Below are 26,841 nucleotides of genomic sequence, written 5' to 3'. Positions count from 1 at the left end.
GTTGGCCTGACGACTCCCTCTGGTTTGTGTGTTGACCGCCGGTCGGCACTTGAGCCGACCGGCGCTGCAGCAGTCGTCAACCACCATGCGCATTCGACATCGTCGCCAGCACCTCCTCGACGCTGAAGCTTGACGGCTTCTGCCGCGGCGGGAAGTCCCGGAAAGTGTCGACGAATTGCGCAACCATCGCCTGAGCCGGCACAATCAGGAAGGCGCGCTGGATCGCCCAGTCGTAGTACGTATTTGACGTGATGTCGGCTCTCTCGTAGGGGTCCAGGCGCAGGTTGAGTAACTTCGGCAAGCGCAGGCAGACGAACGGCTCCGCCCATATTCGCAACGTACCTGGGACACGCTGTTCGCAGAACACCATCTTCCAGTTCTCGTAGCGCATTGCCACCAGTTGCGCGTCATCATTGATGTAGAAAAACTCCTTCCGCGCAGACTTCTCCTGCTGTCCGGTCAGGAGCGGCAACTGGTTGTAGCCGTCCAGGTGTACCTTGAACGTCTTGCCACCGGAGGCGTATCCGGTGAGCAGCTTATTCTTGATGTCGGGCTCACCGGCGGCGGCCAGCAGCGTCGGCAACCAGTCGAGCGCCGCGAAGATCTCGTTGCTGACCTGTCCGGGCTTGATGCGGCCGGGCCAGCGGATCATCGCCGGAACGCGATAGGCGCCTTCCCAATTCGTGTTCTTCTCGCTGCGGAACGGCGTCATGCCGCCATCGGGCCACGAGTTCATGTGGACACCATTGTCGGTGCCATAGATCACGATGGTGTTGTTGGCGATGCCGAGATCGTCGAGCGTCTTCAGCAGATTCCCGACCTGGCCGTCGTGCTCGAGCATGCCGTCCATGTATTCGCTGAGCCCGCTGCGTCCCTTATATTCGGGCCGCACATGCGTGTAGAGATGCATGCGGGTGCCGTTCCACCAGCAGAAGAACGGTTTGTTGGCCTGAACCTGTCGCTTGATGTAGTCGATTGCGGCGTTGGATGTCTCATCGTCGACCGTCTCCATCCGCTTCCTGGTGAGCGGGCCGGTATCCTCGATGGTCTGCTTGCCTACTTTGCCGAAACGCGGATCGACGGTCGGATCATCCCGATCGGTGGCTTTGCACTTGAGGACGCCGCGCGGACCAAACTTCGCCTTGAACGCCGGGTCCTTCGGATAGTCCTGATGCTCCGGCTCTTCCTCGGCGTTGAGGTGATAGAGATTGCCAAAAAATTCATCGAACCCGTGCACCGTCGGCAGGAATTCGTTGCGGTCGCCAAGATGGTTCTTGCCGAACTGGCCGGTGGCGTAGCCGAGTGGTTTCAACGCCTCGGCGATGGTGATGTCCTCGAAACGCAGGCCGAGCGCCGCGCCCGGCAATCCGACCTTGGTCATCCCCGTCCGTAGACCCGCCTGACCGGTGAGGAACGATGCGCGACCCGCCGTGCAGCTCTGCTCGGCGTAATAATCGGTGAACATCAATCCCTCGCGCGCAATGCGATCGATGTTCGGTGTCTTGTAACCCATCAAGCCAAAGGAGTAGGCGCTGACATTGGCCAGGCCGACGTCGTCGCCCCAGATGACGAGGATATTTGGCCGCTGCCCGGATGGAGCGGCAGGCTGCTGGGCCTGCGCAACCTGTATTCTATCGACGGCACCGATCGCGGTGACCGCCGCAAGCGAAGTCCCCGCCAGCAGAATATTGCGCCGGCTTGGTACGCGGTCGTCGGATGCCTTCGGGTTTGTTTCGGCCTGGTTCTTGGCTTCGTTGGTCATTTACATGCTCCCTACTCAATGAAGGTAGCCCCGCAATGCGAGGCCACCTTGCGGCACATCGGAACTTGTCGTGACTCGTCGAAGTATCGATCGGCTCGGCGTGGCGCACCGCCGGCCGTCAGCAACGGCAGTGGTCCGGCGCGCAGAGACGCGAGCCGCCTTTCTGGATCGTCGTCATGGCAACTTCAAGCGGCTTTCAATTGCCGCGAAAGGCGGCCCCATGGTTTCCAGTCCGCGCTTCCATGCCTTCTCTGAATTCGCCTTACGCTGCCCCGATCAAAGGATCGGTAAGCCCCACTTCCCCATTTTCCTCAGCCCGGCCGGTTTTCGAACGTAGCCGAAGTCAACACCGCTGTGATGTACAGTTCGTGCCAATCTTCGGCACTTCAGGTTTCAGGCGGCCGCGGCCGACGGACCTTGCGATTATTTAGACCGCTGCACCGCCGGCTTTTCGGTCGGCATCTTCGCCGCGCTGAGATTGTGCGCGGTGTTGATCAGCGCGATATGCGTCAGCGCCTGGGGGAAGTTGCCGGTCTGGCGGCGCGCGACCATATCGTATTCCTCGGCCAGGAGGCCGAGATCGTTGGCGACGGCGACGACACGGGCGAACAACTCCTGCGCCTTTTGGAACTCGCCGGCCAGCACATACGCGTCGGCGAGCCATAGGGTGCAGGCGAGGAATGCGCCTTCCGCCGGCAGCTTCTCCTCCGGGAATTCGCGGGGATCATGCCGCAGCACGAAACCGTCGCGCATCAGATATCGTTCGACCGCGGCCAGCGTGCCCCGCACGCGCGGATCTTTCGGCGGCAGGAAGCCTACCGATGGCAGCAGCAGAATGCTGGCGTCGAGCATTTTCGAACCGTAGGAATCGACGAACGCATTCACTTCGGGGTCGAAACCCCTGGCACAGACGTCACGATGGATGACATCCCGCAACACGCGCCACTTTTCGAGCGGCGCCTTGAGGCCGAACGTCTCGGCGCTCTTGATGCCGCGGTCGAACGCGACCCAGGTCATCACCTTCGATGAAACATAGTGCCGGCCCACGCCGCGAAGCTCCCAGATGCCATGATCGGGCTGGTCCCACCGTTCGGCGAGGTGCTCCAGCACGGTGCATTCCATGGCCCAGCTGGTCGAATCCATCTCGAGCTTGGCCACACGCCACTGATGGAAGGCGTCGATCAACTCGCCGTAGACATCGAGTTGCAGCTGCGCATGCGCGGCGTTGCCGATGCGCACCGGCTGGGCGCCTTCATAACCCGGCAGCCACGCGGCCTCCCATTCCAGCAGGCGGCGCTGGCCCATGATGCCGTACATGATCTGCATGTTGGCCGGTGAACCGGCCGCCGCCCGCAGCAGCCACCGGTACCAGGCGGAGGCTTCCTCCGTATAGCCGGAGTTCATCAGCGCCAGCAGCGTGAACGTCGCATCGCGCAGCCAGCAGAAGCGATAGTCCCAGTTCCTGTCGCCGCCGAGCTTTTCCGGCAGCGACGTCGTCGGCGCAGCGACAATGCCGCCGGTCGGCGCGTAGGTCTGGGCCTTCAGCGTGATCAGCGAGCGCATCACGAGGTCGCGATGCTCGCCCTGAAAGGTGCATCGGCTGCTCCAATCGGTCCAGAACGCCTCGGTATCCTTCAAGGCATGAGTAGGATCGATCGGCCTGGGCACCGGCAGATGCGAAGGGCCGTAGGTGAGAACGAAGGGAACGGCGTCGCCCTCGCCGACCTCGAACTCAGCCACTGTCGTCATATCCTCGCCGCGGGTTTCGACCGGCGTTCGCAGCACCGTCATGTCCTGTCCGCAGATCGCGAGCAGCGCCGAACCGTCCTCGCTTTTCCGGACCCAGGGAATATCGGCGCCGAAGCCGAAGCGGATCACAAGCTGCATGTGCATCCTGACCCGGCCACGAACGCCCCGCACCAGCCGCACGATGTCGGACGCGGTGCCGCGCGGCGGCATGAAATCGATCAGGTCGACCGCGCCGTCAGCCGTTTCGAAACGGGTCTGCAGGATCAACGTTTCGCCGAGATAGCGGCGGGAGGTGCCGGTAATTTCCGCCGCGGGCGCGATCAGCCAGCGACCGTGCTTTTCCGTGCCGAGCAGCGCGGCGAAGCAGGCGTCGGAATCAAAGGCCGGCCAGCACAGCCAGTCGATCGATCCGTCGCGGCCGACAAGTGCCGCGGTCTCGCAGTCGCCGATCAGCCCATAATCTTCGATACGGCAGGGCAAGGTGTTTCACCGCCTGACATCACGCCGCAGCGCGCGAGCGCTCCCGGGTCGCATTCTTGATCGCATCGACATCCATCGCGGAAGCCATCTCCTCGAGCGGCACCGGCAGCCGCCGACGCCAGTTCGGATGCTCATTGACGGTGCCGGGAATGTTGGGCTGGTCCACCACGCCGAGCAGATCCTCCAGCGAGATCGCGAGCAGCCGCGACCGGGTGCGCGCCTGGAAATTCGCCACCGAATAGAGATCGTTACGGTCGATGGAATTATGACGGAGCACCTCGTCAAGCATCGCCAGCGCATGCCAGCGCGCATCATCGGTCTCGCCGGGATCGATGCCGAGCGCGCGCTTTATCTTGAGATCGCCGAACGAGCGCCAGCCCGCATAGGTCGAGAGATCGTGGGTGTTGAATGTGACGAGCGCGTTGGCCAGATAATGATCGATGTTGCGGAACGAGCCGCCATCGTCGCGCTCGAACATCATCACGAGATACGACCAGATTCCCCAATCCGCGATCTGGTCGCGAAAACCTTCCGGCACCGTGCCGAGGTCTTCGCCGATCACCACGCAGCGATTGGCGACGCTTTCCTGCGCGGTTACCGCCAGCAGCGCCTCGAACGGCATCTGGACATAGACGCCGTCGCGCGCCGTGAATCCCTGCGGCACCAGATAGAGCCGCTTCAGCCCGAGCACATGATCGAGGCGGATGGCGCCGGCATGGCGCATCGAGGCGCGCAGCATGTCGCGGAACGGCGCGAAGGATTGCCGCTCCAGGCCGACCGCATTGAAGCCGGCAAGGCCCCAGCTCTGGCCTGCGGTGTTGAGCGGATCGGGCGGCGCACCGACGCCGAGATGGCGCGAGATCGCGACCTGCTCGTTCCAGGCATCGAACCCATCGGCCTGCACCCCGACGGCGACGTCGAGATAGAGCCCGACCGTCATGCCGAGCTTCTTCGCCAAATCGGCGGCAGCTCCCAATTGCCGGTCGGCGGTCCATTGCACGAACTCGACAAACTCGATCTCGCCGGCGTCCTCACCTTTGCGCAGTGCGGCGCATCCGGCGTCGTCAGGCTGCCGCCACGCGTCCGGCCATTCCCACCACGGCTTACCGAATTTGTGCCGGAGCACCTCGAAGCAGGCGAAGTGCGACAACAGGGCGCCGCGCTCGGCGCGGAATTTGTCGAAATCCTTCAGCCGCGCCGGATCCGGGTTGGCCGTGAAGACCGCAAAAGCGGCGCGAAGCGCTCGCCATTTGAAGCCGGCGGCGGCGACATAATCGATGATCTCGCCCGACCGCAGCGACGCCAGGGCATCGCGCGTCTCGGCGTCGATCCGGTATTCGGGAAGCTTTTCAACGTCGATATAGAGCGCGTTGAGGAACAGGCGGCTGTTCGGCGAATATGGACTGCAATCTCCCGGGCGGTCGTCGAACAGCGCGTGCAGCGGATTGAGCCCGACGCCGTCGGCCCCGAGCCGTCCGGCGAACTCGACCAGACCCGCAAGGTCGGTGAAGTCGCCGATGCCCCAGTTGCGCGCCGATCGGACACTGTAGAGCTGAACCGCGAGCAGCCAGCAGCGGTCGAAATCGCCGCCAAAGGCCCGCTCCGGCACCGATAGCAGCGGCACGTCCTCGCTGACGCCGCCGGAATCGGTGAGGAGCAGCCGGTAGATGCCGAACGGCAGGTCGGATGGCCAGTCGATGAGGCGGCCGGCGGCTTCGCCTTCCGCGATAACCCTCGAATCCACCACGATTTTCCAGTTTGCCGGGAGCCTGGCGCCGGCCGAAAGCTGGGTGCGCGCGGGACGCCCGGAGCGAACGATGACCGGACGCCCCAGCAGGGGCCCGGGGGCCTCCGGCGGCAGGGCATCCAGGATAATTTTGAGGGCCGCCGCATCCGTCACACGGCGGTGACCCTGACCATCCAGGAACTCAGTCTGAATCCCGCGGGCGCTGGCTTCTGCAAAAAGGTCCATTCGGCACGTACTTTGCACGCAAACATCATCCGGATGTCGCGAAATTGTCCAAATACCGGAAGGGGATAGAGGGTGAGTAACGCCGAGTCCCACCAACGGTTCCCGGGGAACCAAAGTGAGATTGGCGGCTTCTATCCTCCGTCCGGAACGTCTCCGCTTCTGCAAACGAAACGGGGACGTCATTTCCATGGCAATGGCATCACCGTGAACAAAAAAGCGCAAACCGCCGAGAGCTCCAACGCCGGCGTCTCCCTCCCTGTCGACGGTACCTATCCCCTGGATAGAGGCGGCCTGTTGCTCGAAGCAAAGGAGGTGCCAGCCACCGACGGCGCGACCGACGAGCTCTGGTACAAGGACGCCATCATCTACCAACTCCACGTCAAGGCGTTCGCCGACAGCAACAATGACGGCATCGGCGATTTTGCCGGACTGACCGAGAAGCTGGGCTACCTGCAGGATCTCGGGGTCACCACGCTGTGGCTTTTGCCGTTCTACCCCTCGCCCGGCCGCGACGACGGCTACGACATCGCCGACTATGGCGACATCAATCCCGATTTCGGGACGATGAAGGATTTCCGCCGCTTCATCCAGGAAGCCAAGAAGCGCGGCCTGCGCGTCATCACCGAGCTCGTCATCAACCACACCTCCGACCAGCACGACTGGTTCAAGCGCGCCCGCCGCTCGGACCCGAATTCGAGCGCACGCAACTGGTATGTCTGGAGCGATACCGACCAGAAATATCTGGGCACGCGGATCATCTTCACCGACACCGAGAAATCGAACTGGACCTGGGACCCGGAAGCCGGCCAGTTCTACTGGCACCGCTTCTTCTCCCATCAGCCGGACCTCAATTTCGACAATCCGCGGGTGGTGAGCGCGCTGGTGCAGGTGATGAAGCGCTGGCTCGACACCGGCGTCGACGGCTTCCGGCTCGACGCCATTCCCTATCTGTGCGAGCGCGACGGCACCAACAATGAGAACCTGCCCGAGACGCACACGATCATCAAACGATTGCGCGGCGAGCTCGATGCCTACGCCAAGGGCAAGGTGCTGCTCGCCGAGGCCAATCAATGGCCGGAGGACGTGCAGGAATATTTCGGCCGCGGCGACGAATGCCACATGGCCTATCATTTCCCGCTGATGCCGCGCATCTACATGGCGATCGCGCAGGAAGACCGCTTCCCGATCACCGACATTCTGCGCCAGACGCCCGATATCCCGGCCAACTGCCAGTGGGCGCTGTTCCTGCGCAATCATGACGAGCTGACGCTGGAAATGGTCACCGACGTCGAGCGCGACTATCTGTGGTCGACCTATGCCAACGACCCCCGCGCCCGCATCAATGTCGGCATCCGCCGCCGCCTGGCGCCCTTGATGGACAATGACCGGCGCAAGATCGAATTGATGAACTCGCTGCTGCTGTCGTTCCCGGGCACGCCGATCATCTATTACGGCGACGAGATCGGCATGGGCGACAACATCTATCTCGGCGACCGCAACGGCGTGCGCACCCCGATGCAATGGACGCCGGACCGCAATGGCGGCTTCTCGCGCGCCGACCCGGCGAGGCTCTACGCACCGACCATCATGGACCCGGTCTACGGCTATGAAGCGGTCAATGTCGAGGCGCAGTCGCGCAGCCTGTCCTCGCTGCTCTCGGCCACCAAGAAGCTGATCGCGGTGCGCAAATCGACGCTCGCCTTCGGGCGCGGCACCATGACGTTCATCCGCCCGGAAAACCGCTCGGTGCTGTGTTACGTGCGGCAGTATCAGGGCGAGATCATCCTGTGCGTCGCCAACCTCTCGCGATCGGCACAGGCGACCGAGCTCGACCTCTCCGCCTTCAAGGACCGCATTCCACTGGAAATGCTCGGGCGCACCCGCTTCCCGGCGATCGGCGAGCTACCCTACATGATCACGCTCGCCCCCTATGGCTTCTACTGGTTCGAACTGCAGGAACCCGACAAGTCGATGCCGACGCCGCCACGCGCGGTGCCCGAGTTCGAAACGCTGGTGGTGCCGTTGAACTCGACCTGGGTGTCGCTGGCGCGCGAACGCGGCGTGTTCGAGCGCGACGTGCTTCCCGACCACCTGGCGCGCAGCCGCTGGTATCCGGAACGGTCGGCGAAAGCGATCCGCCCGGTGCTGACCTCGGCCATTCCGTTCTGCGACATCGGCGACAACCGGCCGTGGCTTGCCTTCTTCGAAACCGCCGAACGCGGGACGTCGACGCGCTACATGCTGCCGATGCAGATCGAATGGGTGCGCTTCGACCGTGAGCGCTACAACCCGCAGGCGCTGGCGGCTGTCCGCCAGGGTGCGCGCGAGGGAACGCTGCTCGACGTCGCCACCGACCAGATCTTCATTTCGCTGTTGCTGCGCAATCTGCAGCAATCGCTCACCGTGGACGAGGGCGAACAGGGCCTGCAGCTCGAATTCCGGCCGACCGGCCGCTTCAGCGACAAGCCGATCCGGCAGCCCGAGCATATTCGCATCGTGGAGACCGACCGACCGCGCAGCAGCGCGCTGGTGGACAACGACTACGTCGTGAAGATCTATCGGACGCTGCAGGCGGGCTCCAATCCCGAGATCGAGATGGGGCGCTTCCTGACCGACGTCGTCAACTTCGCCAATGCGCCGGCCCTGCTCGGCAGCGTCGAACTGGTCGAAGGCAACGAGAAGAGCGCGATCGGCGTCGTCCACGCCTTCGTCGCCAATCAGGGTGACCTCTGGACGATGAGCGCGGGCTATCTCGACCGCTTCGTCGAGGAGCAGCGCCTGCTGGCGGAAAGCATCCATCCCGGCGAGCGCGAGGAAGAGATTCCCTATCTGCGCTACATGTCGCAGGCCGGGCGGCGCGTGGCCGAACTGCACATGGCGTTAGCCAGCAACGACGAACTTCCCGAATTCGCGCCGGAGCCGGCCGGTCGCGAAGACGTGCAGCGCTGGATCGACGACCTTATGCTGTGCGCGAACCGGGTTTTCGATGCGCTTCGGCAGCGGCGCGACACGCTGAGGGAAGCCGACCGCCCGCTGGCCGATCAGGTGCTGGCACTGAAGCCGGCTCTGCCCGATCTTTTGGAAACGCTGCTGCTGCGCGAGACGGCCATCGCCAGCATCCGCGGCCACGGCGACCTCGATCTCAGCCAGTTGCTGATCGTCAAGGACGACATCTTCATCACCGACTTCGAGGGCGCGCCGCGACGCAGCATCGCCGAGCGCCGGCGCAAGGTACCCGCGGCACGCGACGTCGCCAGCCTGATCCGCTCGATCGACTATTCGGCTACCGCAGCCCTTGAGCGCGCGCTCAAAGTGGCCCACGATGAGCATGGCAAGCTTGGTGCGGCGCTTGCGGAGTGGCGCGACCGCGGAGTGGCGGCGTTGCTCGCGGCTTACCACGAGGCGCTGACCGACCAGCGGCTATGGCCGGCCGACCCCAAGGCGGCAGACGGGCTGTTGACCTTCTTCCTGCTCGAGAAGGCCATGAACGAAATCGAACACGAACTGTTATTCCGGCCGGAATGGCTGCGCATGCCCCTGATCGGAATTCTCAGATTGTTGTCCCAACCATCCTTCGAGGCCTCATGACCAAGCTGCCCGCCGAGGCCTACGCCATCATCGAAGGCAAGCATTCCGATCCATTCCGTTATCTCGGTCTGCACAGCGAGGACGGCCACAGCGTGGTGCGCGCGTTCATTCCCGAAGCCTCCAACGTGGAGGCGGTCGGCGAGCATGGCGAGACCGCGCCGCTCAAGCGAATTCACGATGCCGGGCTGTTTGCCGGCGCGCTGCCGAACGGCTCCAGGCGCTACCAGCTGCGCGCCCGGTTCGGCGACAATGTCGTCGAGCTCGACGATCCCTATCGCTTCCCGCCCGTGCTCAGCGACTTCGACCTTTATCTGCTGGGCGAAGGCACCCACCGGCGGATCTACGACAAGATCGGCGCGCACCCGATGACCCTCGACTGCGTCGAGGGCGTGGCGTTCGTGGTGCTGGCGCCGAACGCCAAGGGCGTCAGCGTGGTCGGCGATTTCAACTTCTGGAATGCAAGGCGGCATCCGATGCGCGTGCGCGGCGTCGGCTATTGGGAATTGTTCGTGCCGCACGCCAGCGTCGGCGATCGCTACAAGTTCGACATTACCGGGCCCGACGGGCGGCATCTGCCGCTGAAATCCGATCCGGTGGCCTTTGCCGCCGAGATCCGCCCGTCGACGGCCTCGATCGTCATCGATGAGCGCAAAATTCCGAAGCCGCGGCCGGCGCCAACCGGCATCAACGCGGTGGAGGCGCCGATCTCGATCTACGAGGTGCATCTCGGATCGTGGCGGCGCAAGAACGGCAATGAATGGCTGAGCTATCGCGACCTTGCCGAACAGCTTCCGGCCTATGCGAAAGACATGGGCTTTACCCATATCGAGTTTCTGCCCGTCAGCGAACACCCGTTCGACGGCTCGTGGGGTTATCAGCCGACCGGCCTCTATGCACCGACCAGCCGTTTCGGCACGCCGGAGGATTTTTCAGCCCTCGTCGATGCCTGCCATCGCGAAGGGCTAGGTGTCTGGCTCGACTGGGTGCCCGGACATTTCCCTGATGATCCGCACGGGCTCGGCTATTTCGACGGCACGGCGCTCTACGAGCATGCCAATCCAATGCAGGGGCGCCATCTCGACTGGGGCACCCTGATCTACAATTACGGCCGCACCGAAGTGGTCAACTTCCTGGTGTCCAACGCGCTGTTCTGGCTCGATCGCTATGGCGTCGACGGCCTGCGCGTCGATGCGGTCGCCTCGATGCTCTATCTCGACTACAGCCGGCCGGCCGGCGAATGGATTCCGAACCAGCACGGCGGCAGGGAGAATCTCGAAGCCATCGAATTCCTGCGCCGCTTCAACATCGAGCTGTTCGGGCATTTCCCAGACGCCACGACGGCGGCGGAAGAATCCACCGCGTGGCCGCAGGTGTCGCGGCCGGTCGAATATGGCGGGCTTGGCTTCGGCTTCAAGTGGAACATGGGGTGGATGCACGACACGCTGAAATATGTCGGCAAGGACCCGGTCTACCGGAAGCACCATCACGGCGACGTACTGTTCGGCCTGCACTATGCGTTTTCGGAGAATTTCATTCTGCCGCTGTCGCATGACGAAGTCGTGCACGGCAAGCGCTCGATTCTCGGCCGCATGCCGGGCGACGAGTGGCAGCGCTTTGCCAATTTGCGCGCCTATTACAGCTTCATGTTCGGCCATCCCGGCAAGAAGTTGCTGTTCATGGGCTGCGAGTTCGGCCAGGAGCGCGAATGGAATCACGATCAATCGCTGGACTGGCACCTGTTGGGACAGCAGCGCCATAGCGGCATCCAGAACCTGATCCGCGACCTCAACCACCTCTATCGCAACGTTCCGGCGCTGCATGAGATGGACTGCAACCAGGCCGGATTCGAATGGGTCATCACCCACGACTCCGGCAACAACATCTTTGCCTGGTTGCGCAAGGGAAGCGATTCGCATGCGCGCTGTCTCGTGGTCGTGAACTTCTCACCGAACGTCTATCGCGAGTATCGCGTCCGGGTGCCGTTCGCCGGCAACTGGAAAGAAGTGCTCAATTCCGATTCCGCCCATTATGGCGGCAGCAATGTCGGCAATGTCGGTAACGTCCACACTCTGGAAGGCAGCATTCCCGAACTCAGCCTGACCATTCCGCCACTGGCTGCGATCTTTCTCGTACCGGAAAGCTGACGCATGCGATTGTCCGCGGGAAGTCCCGCACGCCTTGGAGCAAGCTGGGACGGCCGCGGCACCAATTTTGCGCTGTTCTCGGCCAATGCGGAAAAGGTCGAGCTCTGCCTGTTCGATGGACAGGGGCGCCGTGAAATCGAGCGGATCGAACTGCCGGAGCGCAATGAGGACGTCTGGCATGGCTATCTCAACGACGTCTCACCCGGACAGCTCTACGGCTTCCGCGTCCATGGCCCCTACGCGCCGGAGCGCGGACATCGCTTCAACCCCAACAAGCTGCTGCTCGATCCCTATGCCAAGCGCCTCGCCGGGCGGCTGGTATGGAGCGACGCGCATTTCGGCTACCGCACCGGCAGCGCGCGCGAGGATCTTTCCTTCGACCGTCGCGACAACGCCCGCGGCATGCCGAAAGCGGTCGTGGTTGACGAGACCTTCAACTGGGGACGCCGCGAGATGCGGCCGAACATATCCTGGGAAGACACCATCATCTACGAGGCCCACGTCAAGGGCCTCACGCAACAGCGTAATGACGTCGCGCCGGCCTGGCGGGGCACCTATGGCGGGCTGTGCTCACCCGCGATGATCGACCACCTCAAGCGGCTCGGCGTCACCACCATCGAACTTCTGCCGGTCCATGGGCTGATCGACGACCGCGTGCTGGTGGAGCGCAAGCTTACCAACTATTGGGGCTACAACACGCTGGCGTTCTTCGCGCCGGAGCCGCGCTATGCGCAGGACAACGCGCTCGATGCGTTCCGCACCACCGTGGCGCGGCTGCACGATGCCGGCATCGAGGTGATGCTCGACGTGGTCTATAACCACACCGCCGAGGGCAATCATCTCGGCCCGACGCTGTCATTCCGCGGCATCGACAACGCATCCTATTACTGGCTCAGCAAGGACAATCCGCGCTACTACGACGACTTCACCGGCTGCGGCAGCTCCGTCAACCTGACCCATCCGCGCGTGCTGCAGATGGTGATGGATTCGCTGCGCTACTGGGTCGACGTCTGCCATGTCGACGGCTTCCGCTTCGACCTCGCCACCACGCTGGCGCGGACGCCGAATGGCTACGATCGCAACTCCGCATTCCTCACCGCCGTGCGGCAGGACCCGGTGCTCGCGAGCGTCAAGCTGGTCGCCGAACCCTGGGACCTCGGCATGGGGGGCTATCAGGTCGGCGCGTTTCCCTCGCAATGGTCGGAATGGAACGACCGCTACCGCAGTGCGCTGCGGCGCTACTGGAGCGGCGAAGGCAGCCTGATCGGCGAAGTATCCCGCCGCATGACCGCCTCGTCCGATCTATTCCACCACGACAACCGCGCGACGCGTGCTGGCATCAATCACATCACCGTCCATGACGGTTTCACGCTGGCCGATCTGTTCAGCTACAACGAGAAGCACAACGAAGCCAACGGCGAAGGCAATCGCGACGGCTCCTACGACAACCACAGCAACAATTGCGGCCATGAGGGCCCGACCACGGATGCGGCGATCGTCGCGCTGCGCCGGCAGCTCCGCAAGAACCAGCTCGCCTGCCTGTTCCTCGCGCAGGGTACGCCGCTGATGCTGGCCGGCGACGAGGTCGGCAATGCGCAGAACGGCAACAACAACGCCTATTGCCAGGACAACGAGATCGGCTGGGTCAACTGGGAGAATCTCGGCAAGCAAGGCGACGACCTCACCGATTTCGTCGGGCACATGACGGCGCTGCGGCGGCGATTTCCGCAGTTGCGCTCGCAGCGCTGGCTGTCCGGTCGGCGCAAGGACGGCTCTTTTGACGGGCTGTGGCTGACGCCGGCGGCCGAGGAGATGCAGGAAGCCGACTGGAATTTTCCGGAAGGACGGTTCCTCGCCTACGTGCTGGCGCCGCTGGAACAAGGCCAGCCGCCGATCTTTATAGTGCTGAACGCCGCCCCCGAAGAGATCGTTTTCACCTTGCCCAGGATACCAGAGTACAAGAACTGGCAGCAGGTGCTGAACACGACCGAGGCCGTGGAGACTTCCATCGAATTCGCATCTGGCGCCCACACCAGCGCACCGCCGCGGTCGGTGCTTGCCTTCGCAGGCGCGGCATGAATGGCCGTCAATTCGGGCCGTCGCTGGCCGATTACGGCACGCGGTTTCGGCTGTGGGCACCGGCCGCGAAACGCGTCGATGTGATGCTGGAACGTCCTCACGCGATGACGCGCGGTGGGGACGGCTGGTTCAACGCCGACATCGCCGGCGTGAAACCCGGCGCGCGCTACAAGTTCCGCATCGACGGCGAGATCGATGTGCCCGATCCCGCATCTCTGTTCCAGCCCGAGGACGTGTTCGGCCCGAGCGAAGTGATCGACCACGGCGCCTATCGCTGGCGCGCCGCCGACTGGTGCGGCCGGCCGTGGCACGAGGCCGTCATCGTCGAGGCCCATGTCGGCACCTTCACGAAACAAGGGACCCATCGCGCGATGATCGACAGGCTGGATCATCTCGTCGAAACCGGCATCACCGCACTCGAACTGATGCCGCTGGCGGATTTCGCCGGCTCGCGCAATTGGGGTTATGACGGCGTGTTGTGGTATGCGCCCGACAGCGCCTATGGACGGCCCGACGATCTCAAGGCGCTGATCGACGAGGCGCATCTGCGCGGGCTGATGGTGCTGCTCGACGTCGTCTACAATCATTTCGGCCCCGAAGGAAACTATCTCGGCCGCTATGCGCCCTCCTTCTTCACGGAAGCCCACACGCCCTGGGGCAGCGCGATCGACTATCGCGTCGAACAAGTCCGCGCCTTCGCAATCGAGAATGCGCTGTACTGGCTGCGCGACTATCGCTTCGACGGATTGCGGCTGGATGCCGTCAACTCCATCGTCGAACCGGGCGGGCTGTCGCTGCTGCACGACATTAGCGCCGCCACCGGTCGGCTCGCCGCGGAAACCGGGCGGCAGATTCACCTCGTGCTCGAGAACGGCGACAACCGCGCCAGCCTTCTTGATCCGGTGCAGGACCCTCCACACGGCAAATACCGCGCGCAGTGGAACGACGACTATCATCATGCATGGCGCGTGCTGATGACGGGCGAGAAGCAGGGCTACTATGTCGACTACCAGCGCTCGTCGATCTCCGATCTAATCCGCTCGCTGTCGTCAGGTTTTGTCTATCAGGGCGAACCTTCGGAATTTCGCCGCAGCCATCGCGGCGAGCCGAGCGGACACCTGCCGCCGACGGCGTTCATCAATTTCCTGCAGAATCACGACCAGATCGGCAATCGTGCGCTGGGCGACCGGCTCGAAGGCAACGCCGATCCGCGGATGATCGAGGCGGCGCTTCAGGTTTTGCTGATCGCGCCGCATATCCCGATGCTGTTCATGGGCGAGGAATGGGGCTCGAGGGCGCCCTTTCCGTTCTTCTGCGACTTCGGCGGCGATCTCGCCGACGCTGTTCGCAAGGGCCGCCGCGTCGAACTGGCCTGGGCCTATGCGGAATATGGCGACGAGGTCCCCGATGCGCTGGCCGCTTCGACCCGTGATTCAGCCGTGCTCGATTGGGACGGCCGCGACGCGCCGGCGGGACGCAAGCGCCTCGCCATGGTGCGCGAATTGCTGCAGGTTCGGCGGCGCGAGATCATGCCGCGGCTGGCAGGCGCATCCTTTGGAAAAGCGGACACGGTCGGCAACGACCTGCTGACCGCCGACTGGCGGATAGGCGATGGCACGACGCTTCGCCTCACCGCCAACCTGTCGGAAAAGGCGGTCAGCCATGACGATGCAAAGGGAACCCTGATCTGGGGCCGCGAGTTGGGCAATAGCGTCCCGCCATGGTCGGTGCACTGGCGCATCGGATAGGAACATGCCCCCGGCGATCCCGATCGCGACCTACCGCCTGCAACTGACGGCGGACTTCGATTTCGATGCTGCTACCGCCGTGGTGCCCTATCTGAAGGCGCTCGGCATCACTCATCTCTATGCCTCCCCCTTCATGCGCGCCCGCAAGGGCTCAACGCACGGCTATGACGTCACCGATCATGCCGCATTCAATCCGGAACTCGGCGGCGAGGCCGGCTTCGAGCGTCTCAGCGCCGCACTCCGACAGCACGATCTCGGGCTGATCCTCGATTTCGTGCCCAACCATGTCGGCGTGCACTACGCCGACAACCCGTGGTGGCTCGATGTGCTGGAATGGGGACCTGCCTCGCCGCACGCAGCCTCCTTCGACATCGACTGGGAGCAACTGCCCTACCGTGCCCGCGGCGGCGTGCTGCTGCCGATCCTTGGCTCGTCCTACGGGCAAGCACTCGAAAGCGGCGAGATCGAGTTGCGCTATGAGGCGAGCGAAGGCAGCTTTTCGGCGTGGTACTACGAGCACCGGCTGCCGATCGCGCCGGAGCGTTATGGCGAAATCCTGCGAATGATCGTCAAGGAAGCGGGCGCTGAAGGAAGCGCCGCCGGCAAGGCGATGCTGTCACTGGCGCTACGTTATCAAGGGCCGCGCCGCCCAAACCGCAAGGAGGCACCCGGCTTCAAGGCCGAGTTGATGGGCATTGAGGGCGCCGCCGACATCATTACAGAGGGGATCGAGGCCTACCGCGCGGGCGCGGATCGGACTGCCCAGACGCTGGCGCTGCACCATCTGCTCGAACGCCAGCACTACAAGCTCGGCCATTGGCGTCTGGCTTCCAGCGACATCAACTACCGGCGCTTCTTCGACATCAACACGCTGGCGGGCCTGCGCGTCGAGGATGCCGGCACGTTCGAGGCGATCCACCGCCTGGTCAAACGGCTGATTGCCGAAGGCAAACTGCAGGGGCTGCGGCTCGACCACATCGACGGTCTCCGCGATCCCGTGCAGTATTTCCAGCGCCTGCGCCGACTGGTCCGGGATGCGCAAGGCGGCCCAAGCCGCCCGTTCTACGTTGTGATCGAAAAAATTCTCGGTGAACACGAGAAGCTGCCGTCATTCGCCGGCGTTCACGGCACCACCGGCTACGAGTGGATGAACGCGATCACCCAGGTGCTGATCGACGGCCGTGGGCTGGGGCCGCTCGATGAAATCTGGCGGCAGATCAGCAACCGTTCGCCGCAATTCGGACCGATCGTGCTGGAAGCCAAGCGGCGCGTGCTGGAAACGCTCCTGACCAGCGAGTTCACGGTGCTGACGCGCCTCTTGGCGCGGATCGCCAACGGGCACTACTCGACCCGCGACTACTCCGCCGACAGCCTGCGGCAGGCGCTCGAACTCTATGTGCTGCACTTCCCGGTCTATCGCACCTATCTGACATCGTCGCGGCCATCAACGCACGATCGCGAATTGATCTCTGAGACAATCGAGCGGGCGCGCGCTGACTGGTTCGCCGCCGATGACGGCATTTTCGATTTCCTGCGCGATACGCTGACCATGGACCTGATCAAATCAGGAACGCATCACAGCGCGCCGCGCGTGCGCCGGTTTGCGTTGAAGGTGCAGCAATTCACCGGACCGATGATGGCAAAGTCGCTTGAGGACACCACGTTCTACCGCTACCATCGCCTGCTCGCGCTGAATGAAGTCGGCGGCGATCCCGCAGCCCAAGCACTGTCGGTTGGCGACTTCCAGCAGATGATGCAGGCGCGCGCCAGGGAATGGCCGCACGGCATGACCGCCACCGCGACCCACGATACCAAGCGCGGCGAGGATGCGCGGGCGCGCATCATGGCGCTTGCCGAGATGCCGGGGGAATGGACCGGCACCGTGGCGCGATGGAAGCTGCTCAACGCCCCGCATGTGCAGACGGATGGCGAGTTGCGCGCGCCGTCGGCGACATTCGAATACATGCTCTATCAGGCGCTGCTCGGAGCATGGCAACCGGACGACACGTCATTCGTGGAAAGAATGCAGGAATATGCGCTGAAGGCCGCGCGGGAAGGCAAGCAGGAAACGAGCTGGCTCAATCCCCACCCGGCCTATGAGGCGGGCCTGAAAGACTTCATTGCCAGAATTCTCGATCCTTCGCTTTCTGGCGAATTCCTGAACTCCCTGCAAACGCGGGCGCAGCGGCTGTCGCTGCTGGGCGCGTTGAATTCGCTGAGCCAGATCACGCTGAAGGCGACCCTGCCGGGCGTACCGGACTTCTACCAGGGCACCGAGCTCTGGGATTTTTCACTTGTCGATCCCGACAACCGCCGTCCGGTCGATTTTGCCGAACGCGCGGGCCGCCTCCATGCTCTCGAGGCGCCGGACTGGGACCGGCTAATCAAGGGATGGCCGAGCGGACATCTAAAGCTTGCGTGGACCCGGCACCTGCTCAAGCTTCGCACCGAACTCGCCAATGTCTTCACGAGCGGCGATTACGAACCATTGCAGGTGAGCGGGCCACAGGCCGGCCATTTCATTGCCTTCGCGCGGCGGCGCGGCCGCGAGGCATCGATTGTCGTCGTTACCCGGTGGTTTTCCCCGTTCACCGATGGCGGCAGGCATTGGCCTCGCCCGGAGGCTTATGAGGCCGCGCTTGATATCGGCGGCTATGCGGCCGAGGGCTTTGCCGATGGCGATGCCACGCAACTGCGGCTTTCCGACCTGCTCGCGCACATGCCGGTGGCGGTGCTGAAGGCCAGCTTCAATGGCGAGGTGAGGCCCACACGCAAGCGCGAGCATCTGGCGGCTAATTCTTCGTGAGCAACAGCTTCCCGCGATTCTGGATCGCCGCCTGGGCGGCCTCGGCAAATCGCTGCAACAGCCACGGCAGCACGACTTCCACCTGCACATGATCTTCGGCGACGTCGACATGGCCGGCCGCGGCTTGGCCAAGGGCGCGCACGCGAAAAATCATGCGGTTGTCCTCCCACCGCTCCTCGTCGACGCTCAGCACCGGCACGCTGGAAGCCGCGCGCGAAAGCCCCGACTTCAGCCGGCGCATCGCCTCTTCGCGTCCCAGGCTATGCGGAATGGAAACCACCAGCGGTTTGGTCATCGCAATCCCTCTCCTCTTCTTAAGCGCATGTAATTGCTTGCGGTTCGAAAGGAAGGGGCACGCCGATTATGGGCCTCGCAATCGGGAACTTAGCCGACTCCCGATTGTTGTTCCGCGCGAAGGGCAGAACATGCAAACGTCCCGTTCGGGCTGAGGAGAGTTTTATGTCTATTGGTACCATCATTCTGATCATTCTCATCATCGCGCTGCTGGGTGGCTTCAGCGGCATCGGCGGTGGACCGTTCTATGGCACCGGCTATTATGGCGGCGGCGGCCTGGGCCTCATCATCGTGATCCTGCTGATCCTGTTGCTGCTCGGAAAGCTGTGATCGGATTGCGATCCATACAATCGGAAAACGGTCATCACGCGCGCAAGCGGGTGATCCAGTATCCAGAGGCGTTCCTGATGATTCGAGAGGCCTCTGCGTACTGGATACTTCTCTTTCGCGGGGTATGACGACCGAGGAAGATGAGACGTCCTACATTGAAGCCAGCTTCTTCATCGCGGACTTGATCGATGCTGCGGCATCATCATAACCATCCCACGCCTTCGTCTTCCACAACAACCCAGGCACGGTGCGAACCGTATACTTCTTCGGATCGAGATCGCCACGCACCTGTGTCCAGGTCAGCGGCATCGAGACCGTCGCGCCCTCGCGCGCACGCGGCGACAACGCCGCGACGGCCGTCGACATACGGTCATTGCGGAGATAATCGAGGAAGATCTTTCCGTTGCGCAGCTTTTTCGACATGTTGAGCAAATAGCGCTCGGGATCGTCGTTTGCCATCCACTGACAGATGCCTTGCGCGAACGCCTTGGCCTCCTTCCATGACACCTTGTCCCTCGCGCCATGGAGCAGCGGCGTCACCACGTGCAACCCTTTGCCGCCGGTGGTCTTGCAGAAACTTTCCAGGCCGACATCGGTGAGCCGCCGGCGCATCTGCTTGGCCGCTTCAATCACCTCGGAGAATTCGACGTCCGGCGCGGGATCGAGATCGAGCACCAGCCGCCCCGGCGTGTCATAGTCATCGGGCGCACAATTCCAGGGATGAAGTTCGAGCCCGCCGATCTGCGCGACCGCGGCCAATGCCTCGACCCGATCGATCTGCAGATAGGGTTTGCGGTCGCCCGACACTTTCGCCAGATCGAACAGATTTGACGCACCCTGCATGGCGTGGCGCTGGAAGAATTTTTCGCCGTGGATGCCGTCGGGCGCCCGCACGATCGAGCATGGACGCCCCCGGATGTGCGCGATCATCCATTCGCCGACCGCCTCGAAATAGTGCGCCAGATCGAGCTTGGTGACGCCCTCGCCGTCGCCGGCGTCGGGCCACAGCGCCTTGTCGGGCTTGGAAATCACCACGCCCATGACTTCGCCGGCCTTCCTGGTGGACGGCTTGGCGCGCGCCGCCACTGCCTTGTCCGTGTTCTTGCCCTTGCCGGGTTTCGGCTGCGTGACGCCTCGCTTCGACGGCGTTTCCGCTTCCACCTCCGCGGCCGGCTTGTCCTGCCGCAGAGCCTTGAACGCAGCCTGGCGAATGTTTCCATCCGCCGTGAAGCCGGCGAATTCGATTTCGGCGACCAGTTCGGGCTTCAGCCAGTGCACGTCGCGGGTCTTCTTCGGCGCGTTCTTGCCACCAAACGGGCTTGTGTCGGAGGCAGAAGCTTTCAACGCGGGCATGATGCGGCGGACCTTGTCCTGTCCGAACCCGGTCCCCACCATGCCGACGAACGCGAGATGGTCGCCGCGATAGACGCCCGCCATCAGCGAGCGGAATTTTCCGTTGGTGGTTTTCCAGCCGCCCAGCACCACCTCGTGGCCGGCCCGGCATTTGGCCTTGGTCCAGCCTTCCGAGCGGCCGGAGCGATAGGGCGCGTCGAGCTTCTTGGAGACGATGCCTTCCAGTTCCAGCTTGCAGGCCGATTGCAGGACGGCATCGCCGCCGCTTTCGAAATGCTCGACATAGCGGATCTGCCTTTGCTTGCCCTTGCGCGCCTCCAGCAGCTTCTTCAGCCGCGCCTTGCGCTCGCCGAGCGGCAGGCCACGAAGGTCCTCGCCATCGGCGAACAGCAGGTCGAACGCGTAGAAGATCAGGCTCTCGCTGTCGCCAACCGACAGCGCGGCCTGCAGGGCTGAAAAATTCGGTGCGCCGTTATGATCGAGCGCGACGATCTCGCCATCGATCAGCACGTCGCCAAGCGACTTCGCCTCATTGGCGATCGCCTTGAACTTGTCGGTCCAGTCGAGCCCCTTGCGCGTGCACAGTACTGCTTCGCCATCCTCGACCCGCAACTGCACGCGGTAACCGTCAAACTTGATCTCGTGGCCCCAGCCCTCGCCACCCGGCGGCCGCTCGACCAGCGTGCAGAGCTGCGGCGCAACGAAATCCGGCATCGAAGCGATCTTCTTCGGCTTTGCCGCCGGCGCCGGTTTGTGGGTCCTCGTCTCAGGGGCGGCGCGCAACGCCGCGGTCTTCCTGTTCGCGCGCGCCTCGGCGGCATCGCCCCGGTTCGACTGCCAGACCGCGTCCGCCCTGGTCTTCGTTGCCAGCATGAACGGCTTTGGCGTCTTGCCCTTGCCTTGCGCGATCTGGTCCATCGTCCGCCCCGAGGCGACGGAACGATCTTCCTCCAGAACGTCGTTGGCCCCGCCCTCCTTCGCGAATTCGTCGCGGTGCTTGATCAGGAGCCAGTTGGTGCGCTTGCCGCCGTAGCGGTCGCCGCGCATCCGAACCAGCACCCAGCTTCCATGCAGCTTGTCGCCATGCAGCGTGAATTTCAGGTCGCCCTTCTTGAAGCCGCGCTCGGGGTCGTCGGCCTCCCAGTAGCCGCGGTCCCACAGCATCACGGTGCCGCCGCCATACTGGCTTTCGGGAATGGTGCCTTCGAAATCGCCGTAATCGAGCGGATGATCCTCGACCTCGACCGCGAGCCGCTTGTCATGCGGATCGAGCGAAGGGCCCCTGGTGACCGCCCACGATTTGAAGACGCCGTCGAATTCGAGCCGGAGATCATAGTGCAGGCGCGTGGCGTCATGCTTCTGGATCACGAAACGGCGCCGCGAAGCGGGGGCGACCTTGACGTCGCCAGAGGGTTCGGCCGTCTTGCCGAAGTTGCGCTTCTTCCGATAGGTGCTGAGCTTCTTCAACGCCACGGCAAACCTCGAGCCTTGCGGCCGCCCGCGGGCGGCATTCGGAAAGAAAACCCATACTAGCCGTTGAGGTTCCCGAACCCAACCCGTACCGGAGATCGTCAATGGCCCTCGCGCCTTCGCGTGTGTGAAGCGATGGATCGCTTCGCGGAACCTGTCATCGGCGGCGCTTCGCGCCGACCGGGTGGCTCGCAATGGCGAGGTTGCGGCCGCAGCGCCTTCCGAGCCATTCATCTTTCGACTGCATCCCGTCCCGCTTGCATTACCCGAAGTCCGAAGGCATTTTCCCCGGAAACCTGACGCCACCGACAATAACGGCGCCGGACCGGGGAGGATTTGATGGCATTGACGAAGTCGCACGTCGTGGGACCGAGCACGCCTGCGGTGCGGGAAATGACGTTCGGCGATCTCCTGCGCAAGGCGGCCGAAGCTGCGCCCGATCGTCTGGCCCTGATTGCCGGTGTCCCCGATCCGAAGCTGCGGCGGCAATGGACCTACGCGGAGTTCTACCGCGAAGCGGAGCGTACCGCACGCGCGCTGCTGTCGCGCTTCAAGCCCGGCGAACGCATCGCGGTGTGGGCGCAGAACATCCCGGAATGGATGATGCTGGAATTCGGCGCCGGCATGGCCGGCATGGTCCTGGTCACCGTCAACCCGGCGTTTCGCGCCCGCGAAGTTGAATATGTGCTGAAGCAGTCGCGCTCGGCCGGGGTCTTCGTCGTCAACGGATTTCGCGGCAACCCGATGCTGGAAACGGTCCGGGAGGTGAAGCCGAACTGCCCGGAGTTGCGCGAGATCATCTGCTTCGACGATTGGGATGCCTTCATCGCCGCGGGCGACGACGAGAAAATCAGGCTGCCGTCCGTCAGCCCCGACGATCCCGTCATGATCCAGTACACCTCCGGCACCACCGGCTTTCCCAAGGGCGCCCTGCTCCGTCATCGCGGGCTGCTCAACAACGGCGCCGATACCGCTGACCGCATGGGCGTCGGCCCCGGCGACGTCTTCGTCACCACGATGCCGCTGTTTCATACCGGCGGCTGCGTCTGCTGCGTGATCGGCGCAGTGTCGAAGGCGGCGACCACCGTGCTGATCGAAGCATTCGAGCCGGGCCTCGTGCTGGAAATGCTCGGGACCTATCGCGGCAACGCCATGCTCGGCGTTCCCACCATGCTGGTCGCAATGCTGGAGCACCCGGCATTCCCAACCACCGACCTGTCGTCGGTCAAGGCGATCTGTTCCGGCGGCTCGACAGTGCCGGCGGCGCTGGTGCGGCTGTTGGAAGAGAAGCTCGGCGCGCCCTTCACCATCGTGTTCGGCCAGACCGAATGCTCTCCCGTGGCGGCGCAGACCAGCACCACCGACAGCGTCGAGGACAAGGCCGACACGATCGGCCTGCCGCTGCCCAACATGGAAACCAGGATCATCGACCCCAACACCGGCGAGACGGTGCCGATCGGCGCGATCGGCGAGTTCTGCACCCGCGGCTACCATGTCATGATCGGCTACTTCGAAATGCCCGACGCAACCAGGGCCGCGATCGATGCCGATGGCTGGCTGCATACCGGCGATCTCTGCGCCATGGATGAGCGCGGCTATTGCACGGTGGAAGGCCGCCTCAAGGACATGATCATCCGCGGCGGCGAGAACATCTATCCGCGCGAGTTGGAGGAACTGCTGTTCAAGCATCCCAAGGTCGGCGAAATCGCTGTCATCGGCGTTCCCCACGAGAAGTGGGGCGAAGAGGTCGCGGCCTTCATCAGGCCCGCGCCGGGCGCCGTGATCGACAAGGAAGAACTGATCGCCTACATGCGCGCCTCGCTCGCCCCGCACAAGACGCCGAAACACTGGTACGTGGTGGACACATTCCCGCTGACCGGATCGGGCAAGATCCAGAAATTCAAGCTGCGGGAAGCCTGGACCAAGGGCGAAATGACGGCGATCCAGTGACTTGGCGTTTGCCGCTTACCCCTTGAAGGTCGGCTGCCGCGGGTGAATGCAATCCTTGAAGTCCGCAAACCCCTTCCACGACGGCTCCGGCACATCCTGGCCGGCGACGGGCACATAGATCGACGGCTCGATCGCACCCATCGTTGGGATATAGCGCGGGCAGTTCGGAAAGATCGCGCGCGCGGTGACGCGAACGATGAGCTGCGCGCCGACCGTTTCCGCGAGCAGCGGATCGTTCTCGCTCACCGTCGCGTGGCCATTGACCCGCAAGCGTTTCGGCTTGCCGTGCATGGCGATGAAGAGCAAGCCGACATCGGCATTGACGACAATGTTGCCCAGGCTCTTGAACATGCCGTTGCCGTCATAGTCGGGAAAAGCCAGTTCGGAAGGTCCGGTGACGCGGACAAAGCCCGGCGCTCCGCCCTTGAAGGAGCAATCCGGGCGCCCCTCGGCATCGGCGGTCGCGAGGAAAAAGTACGGCAGGCTTTCGATGTACTGTTTGTCGTCAGCCGTGAACTCCTTGCGCGTCAGCTTCTCTTCCAGCCGATCCGAAATCCGACGGCTGTCGAAGCGGTCCTGCAATTGCCTGTTGCCGTCGTGGTACATCACGCTCTCAGCCATGGCCGGACGTCCTCCTGTTCTGTTTCCCCCGGCTACGGAGCCCGGGTCAGATCCCAAGGCAAGAATAGCACTTTATGGGGGGACTGCATGCGGCGGGCTGCCCCGCCTTCGGATCGCGATAGCGATCGCTATCGCGAGCTATCGGAGCCAGTTCAAAGCCGGTAGATTACCCCGCCGCCATCCTGCCGGGAGCCCACCGATGCTGCAGCTTTATGGAAACCCAAGATCGCGAGCGATACGGTGCCTGTGGATGCTTGAGGAAGTCGGCAGACCATATCAGTTGGTGGAAAGAAGCACGCGCGCAGACGATCTGCAGACTGCAGAATATCTGCGACTGAACCCAAATGCCCGGATTCCGACGCTGGTCGACGGCGATGTCGTGCTCTGGGAGTCGATGGCGATCAATCTGTACCTCGCGCAGAAATATGACGGGCCGATGCACTGCACCAACCCGGAGGTACTCGGCCTCGCTGCGCAGTGGAGCTTCTGGGCGATGCTGGAGATCGAACATCTGCTGCTCCATCTTCTGGAGCACCGGGCGCTGCTGGCGGAGTTTGCCCGCGATCCATCGGCGATAGAGCGCAACGAATTGCTGCTGAAGAAGCCGCTCGGCGTGCTGAACGATGCGCTGGCCGGCCGCGACTACCTGGCCGGCACCAGCTTTACCGTCGCCGACCTCAACGTCGCGAGCATCCTGGTGTGGGCAAAAATGGCTCGGCTGGACTTGTCCGCCTACCCGGACCTGACGCGATGGCTGAACGGCTGCCTGGCTCGACCTGCCTATGCGCGCGTACGTGACCAAGCTCGCCGCAAATAGACGTCAGATCTGATCAATCCGGCGAGCGCAAGCGGCAGGCAAGTGACGTCCGCAACCGAAAATTCCTGCGAGAAGCGACCGCGCTCACTCTTTCACTTCGCCGTACAGCTTTGCCTTGGTACCATCGGTATTTTCAAAGGCAATTTCGACCTTGTTGCCATCGAAAGCGAGGATCCAGAGCTGCGTTTCGCTATGTCCGAGTATTCGGCGCTCCAATGCAAATCTACGTTCGTCCAGCCAACGTCCCTTGGATGCATTGATCCCGTAATTGACCGGTGGGCTTCTTCGAAAACTCCCGTCGAGGCCCAGAAGTCCTGAAAAGCGTCCCTCGGGCTGGTCCACCCGTCCGGCATTGGTCGTGATTTCCCAGAACGGGTCCGGACCGACGAGGTGCAGCGCGAATGTCTTTATTCTCAGCGTATTGCCGCTGACCTGATAGGTTTTTCCCGATATTTGTTGCGCCAGTTCGGGGGTCTTGCCGAGCGGCGACCGTCGCTCCGTGGCGGCGTCGCGAACCGATGCAGTGAGCAGGGATTGCGCGACGGCATCGGGCGGCAGCGGCTGGTCCGACTTGACCGCGTTGGCGATATCATCGATCAGCCTGATCGTTGGATAGAACTGGTCATCGCGCAGAATGCCGGTCATGACCGCAACGATATCCAGCTTCGGAAGAACGAGGATCAGTTGCGAATGGCGACCTCGCGCCATGTAGGCGCCCTTCTCGGGCAGCGACCACCACAGATTTGCGTAGCGAAATCCGAAAGTCGCCTGAACCTTTCCTTCCCTCGCCTGATCGACCCATGACGATGGGATGATCTGCGTTCCGTCCCACATCCCATTGCGAAGGTAGAGATAGCCAATTCGAGCCATGTCGTGCGGCGCGAGCGACAATCCCGCTTCGCCATCAATGACACCCTGGGCGTCGGGCCGGCCCCAGCGAGCGCTGGTAATGCCAAGCGGCCCGAACAGCTCTTTCTTCGCGAAATCCAGCGCGTTCTCACCGGTCTTCCTGTTGATTAGCGCGGACAGCACGTACGGATTGCCGCTGTTGTAATAGAATTTGGCGCCCGGAGCGTCCGACATCGGCTGGCTGAGCACGAAGGCGGTCCGATCGGGCGCCTGATACATCCGCATGATGGTCTCATCGGGCGTATAGGATTTTTCCTGCCACTCGAAGCCCGAGGTCATGTCCAGCAGATGCTGAACGGTAATCGCCTTCTTGGCTTCGTCGATATTGGGAATTTGCTTGTCCGCGAACAAATCCATCACCGGATGATCAACGCTGTCGAGCAGGCCTTGCTTGATTTCGATGGCCGTCAATGTGCTGACAATACTTTTCGTAACCGATCTCAAGTCGTGGGTAATGTTGGGCTGATAGGGAGCATAGTAGGCATCGAGCACGATCTTCCCGTGCCTGACGATCAGCAGGCTGTCCTGCTTGTAGCCCCCCACAGTCTCCACGAGCCGGGCCAGCGTACCGGATTGCATCCCCTGCTCTTCGGGGGTTGAGACCGGCCAGGCCTTCGTGGGCCATACGGCTTCCTGAACCTGATCATCCGCCGTACCGGCAATCAAGCCGGAGGCGGCGAGACACTGAAGCCCGGTGAAGAGCACCACGGCTGTCGCATGACGCAGACGCAGCATCGGCGATTCCCCTCATGATCCCTGTTATGCTTTC

The 26,841-nt window shown here is 63.2% G+C and carries 15 protein-coding genes and 1 pseudogene; 8 read left to right on the top strand and 8 right to left on the bottom strand.

The features are described 5' to 3' along the window. Positions 1–76: 76 nt before the first annotated feature. The 4 genes and pseudogenes from V7E26_RS00805 to malQ all read right to left on the bottom strand — a co-directional run bounded on the left by V7E26_RS00805 (position 77) and on the right by malQ (position 5,963). Positions 77–1,762: an arylsulfatase gene (locus V7E26_RS00805; RefSeq protein ID WP_324412423.1), complete on the bottom strand. Its 1,686-nt coding sequence runs from the start codon at positions 1,760–1,762 to the stop codon at positions 77–79. Positions 1,763–1,802: 40 nt separating this feature from the next. Beyond that, positions 1,803–1,931 (bottom strand): annotated as a pseudogene (locus tag V7E26_RS00800) (formylglycine-generating enzyme family protein); the annotation flags it as partial. A 254-nt stretch (positions 1,932–2,185) separates the two neighbouring features. Further along, on the bottom strand, positions 2,186–3,991 hold the full coding sequence (locus tag V7E26_RS00795) for a glycoside hydrolase family 15 protein (RefSeq protein ID WP_324412422.1): 1,806 nt from the start codon (positions 3,989–3,991) through the stop codon (positions 2,186–2,188). 19 nt (positions 3,992–4,010) lie between these two features. Next, positions 4,011–5,963 carry a 4-alpha-glucanotransferase gene (gene malQ, locus V7E26_RS00790; RefSeq protein WP_324412420.1) on the bottom strand — a complete coding sequence of 651 codons (1,953 nt, stop codon included), beginning with the start codon at positions 5,961–5,963 and terminating at the stop codon, positions 4,011–4,013. Positions 5,964–6,254: 291 nt separating this feature from the next. Here malQ and treS point away from each other — a divergent pair, with 291 nt between their 5' ends. Genes treS through treY form a run of 5 tightly spaced genes read left to right on the top strand, consistent with a single transcriptional unit; the run spans position 6,255 to position 18,328 of the window. After that, entirely contained in the window at positions 6,255–9,551 is a 3,297-nt protein-coding gene (gene treS, locus V7E26_RS00785; protein WP_324412468.1) for a maltose alpha-D-glucosyltransferase, read from the top strand. Continuing rightward, a complete protein-coding gene (gene glgB / locus V7E26_RS00780) occupies positions 9,548–11,695 on the top strand; it encodes a 1,4-alpha-glucan branching protein GlgB (protein ID WP_324412418.1) in 2,148 nt (715 codons plus the stop codon). The genes treS and glgB overlap by 4 nt, the downstream gene beginning before the upstream one ends. Before the next feature lie 3 nt (positions 11,696–11,698). Next, positions 11,699–13,774, top strand: coding sequence for a glycogen debranching protein GlgX (gene glgX, locus V7E26_RS00775; protein WP_324412416.1), 2,076 nt, complete (start codon positions 11,699–11,701; stop codon positions 13,772–13,774). Beyond that, the gene (treZ, locus tag V7E26_RS00770; RefSeq protein WP_324412415.1) at positions 13,771–15,522 is read left to right on the top strand and encodes a malto-oligosyltrehalose trehalohydrolase; all 1,752 of its coding nucleotides are present in this window, start codon (positions 13,771–13,773) and stop codon (positions 15,520–15,522) included. The genes glgX and treZ overlap by 4 nt, the downstream gene beginning before the upstream one ends. Positions 15,523–15,526: 4 nt before the next feature. Further along, positions 15,527–18,328, top strand: a complete 2,802-nt coding sequence (gene treY, locus V7E26_RS00765; RefSeq protein WP_324412414.1) for a malto-oligosyltrehalose synthase — start codon at positions 15,527–15,529, stop codon at positions 18,326–18,328. Here treY and V7E26_RS00760 read toward each other — a convergent pair. Continuing rightward, a complete protein-coding gene (locus V7E26_RS00760) occupies positions 18,315–18,623 on the bottom strand; it encodes a polyhydroxyalkanoic acid system family protein (RefSeq protein ID WP_324412412.1) in 309 nt (102 codons plus the stop codon). The two genes, treY and V7E26_RS00760, sit on opposite strands and share 14 nt — an antisense overlap. A gap of 164 nt (positions 18,624–18,787) precedes the next feature. Here V7E26_RS00760 and V7E26_RS00755 point away from each other — a divergent pair, with 164 nt between their 5' ends. Then, positions 18,788–18,952, top strand: coding sequence for a DUF3309 family protein (locus tag V7E26_RS00755; protein ID WP_212223701.1), 165 nt, complete (start codon positions 18,788–18,790; stop codon positions 18,950–18,952). A gap of 150 nt (positions 18,953–19,102) precedes the next feature. Here the strand turns inward: V7E26_RS00755 and ligD are convergent, their stop codons facing one another. Next, positions 19,103–21,778 (bottom strand): DNA ligase D, encoded by a 2,676-nt coding sequence (ligD, locus tag V7E26_RS00750; RefSeq protein ID WP_324412408.1) that lies wholly within the window; start codon positions 21,776–21,778, stop codon positions 19,103–19,105. Positions 21,779–22,114: 336 nt separating this feature from the next. On the opposite strand from ligD, the gene V7E26_RS00745 reads away from it, so the two are divergent. Then, positions 22,115–23,725 carry an AMP-binding protein gene (locus tag V7E26_RS00745; RefSeq protein ID WP_324412406.1) on the top strand — a complete coding sequence of 537 codons (1,611 nt, stop codon included), beginning with the start codon at positions 22,115–22,117 and terminating at the stop codon, positions 23,723–23,725. A gap of 15 nt (positions 23,726–23,740) precedes the next feature. Here the strand turns inward: V7E26_RS00745 and V7E26_RS00740 are convergent, their stop codons facing one another. Next, a complete protein-coding gene (locus tag V7E26_RS00740) occupies positions 23,741–24,346 on the bottom strand; it encodes a pyridoxamine 5'-phosphate oxidase family protein (RefSeq protein WP_324412404.1) in 606 nt (201 codons plus the stop codon). 199 nt (positions 24,347–24,545) lie between these two features. Here V7E26_RS00740 and V7E26_RS00735 point away from each other — a divergent pair, with 199 nt between their 5' ends. Next, positions 24,546–25,163 carry a glutathione S-transferase family protein gene (locus V7E26_RS00735; protein ID WP_324412402.1) on the top strand — a complete coding sequence of 206 codons (618 nt, stop codon included), beginning with the start codon at positions 24,546–24,548 and terminating at the stop codon, positions 25,161–25,163. A gap of 84 nt (positions 25,164–25,247) precedes the next feature. On the opposite strand, the gene V7E26_RS00730 is transcribed toward V7E26_RS00735, so the two are convergent. Next, positions 25,248–26,807: a serine hydrolase domain-containing protein gene (locus V7E26_RS00730; RefSeq protein ID WP_324412400.1), complete on the bottom strand. Its 1,560-nt coding sequence runs from the start codon at positions 26,805–26,807 to the stop codon at positions 25,248–25,250. Positions 26,808–26,841 lie beyond the last annotated feature (34 nt).

The sequence above is a fragment of the Bradyrhizobium sp. genome (genome assembly GCF_036735945.1).
Taxonomy (GTDB): domain Bacteria; phylum Pseudomonadota; class Alphaproteobacteria; order Rhizobiales; family Xanthobacteraceae; genus Bradyrhizobium.
This window is presented reverse-complemented; position numbering and strand designations above follow the sequence as displayed.

Coding starts and splice junctions, on each gene's coding strand:
- glgB (WP_324412418.1), top strand. CDS start 9,548: ATGACCAAGCTGCCCGCCGAGGCCTACGCCATCATCGAAGGCAAGCAT.
- V7E26_RS00760 (WP_324412412.1), bottom strand. CDS start 18,623: ATGACCAAACCGCTGGTGGTTTCCATTCCGCATAGCCTGGGACGCGAA.
- V7E26_RS00755 (WP_212223701.1), top strand. CDS start 18,788: ATGTCTATTGGTACCATCATTCTGATCATTCTCATCATCGCGCTGCTG.
- treY (WP_324412414.1), top strand. CDS start 15,527: ATGCCCCCGGCGATCCCGATCGCGACCTACCGCCTGCAACTGACGGCG.
- V7E26_RS00730 (WP_324412400.1), bottom strand. CDS start 26,807: ATGCTGCGTCTGCGTCATGCGACAGCCGTGGTGCTCTTCACCGGGCTT.
- V7E26_RS00740 (WP_324412404.1), bottom strand. CDS start 24,346: ATGGCTGAGAGCGTGATGTACCACGACGGCAACAGGCAATTGCAGGAC.
- V7E26_RS00805 (WP_324412423.1), bottom strand. CDS start 1,762: ATGACCAACGAAGCCAAGAACCAGGCCGAAACAAACCCGAAGGCATCC.
- treZ (WP_324412415.1), top strand. CDS start 13,771: ATGAATGGCCGTCAATTCGGGCCGTCGCTGGCCGATTACGGCACGCGG.
- malQ (WP_324412420.1), bottom strand. CDS start 5,963: ATGGACCTTTTTGCAGAAGCCAGCGCCCGCGGGATTCAGACTGAGTTC.
- V7E26_RS00735 (WP_324412402.1), top strand. CDS start 24,546: ATGCTGCAGCTTTATGGAAACCCAAGATCGCGAGCGATACGGTGCCTG.
- glgX (WP_324412416.1), top strand. CDS start 11,699: ATGCGATTGTCCGCGGGAAGTCCCGCACGCCTTGGAGCAAGCTGGGAC.
- V7E26_RS00745 (WP_324412406.1), top strand. CDS start 22,115: ATGGCATTGACGAAGTCGCACGTCGTGGGACCGAGCACGCCTGCGGTG.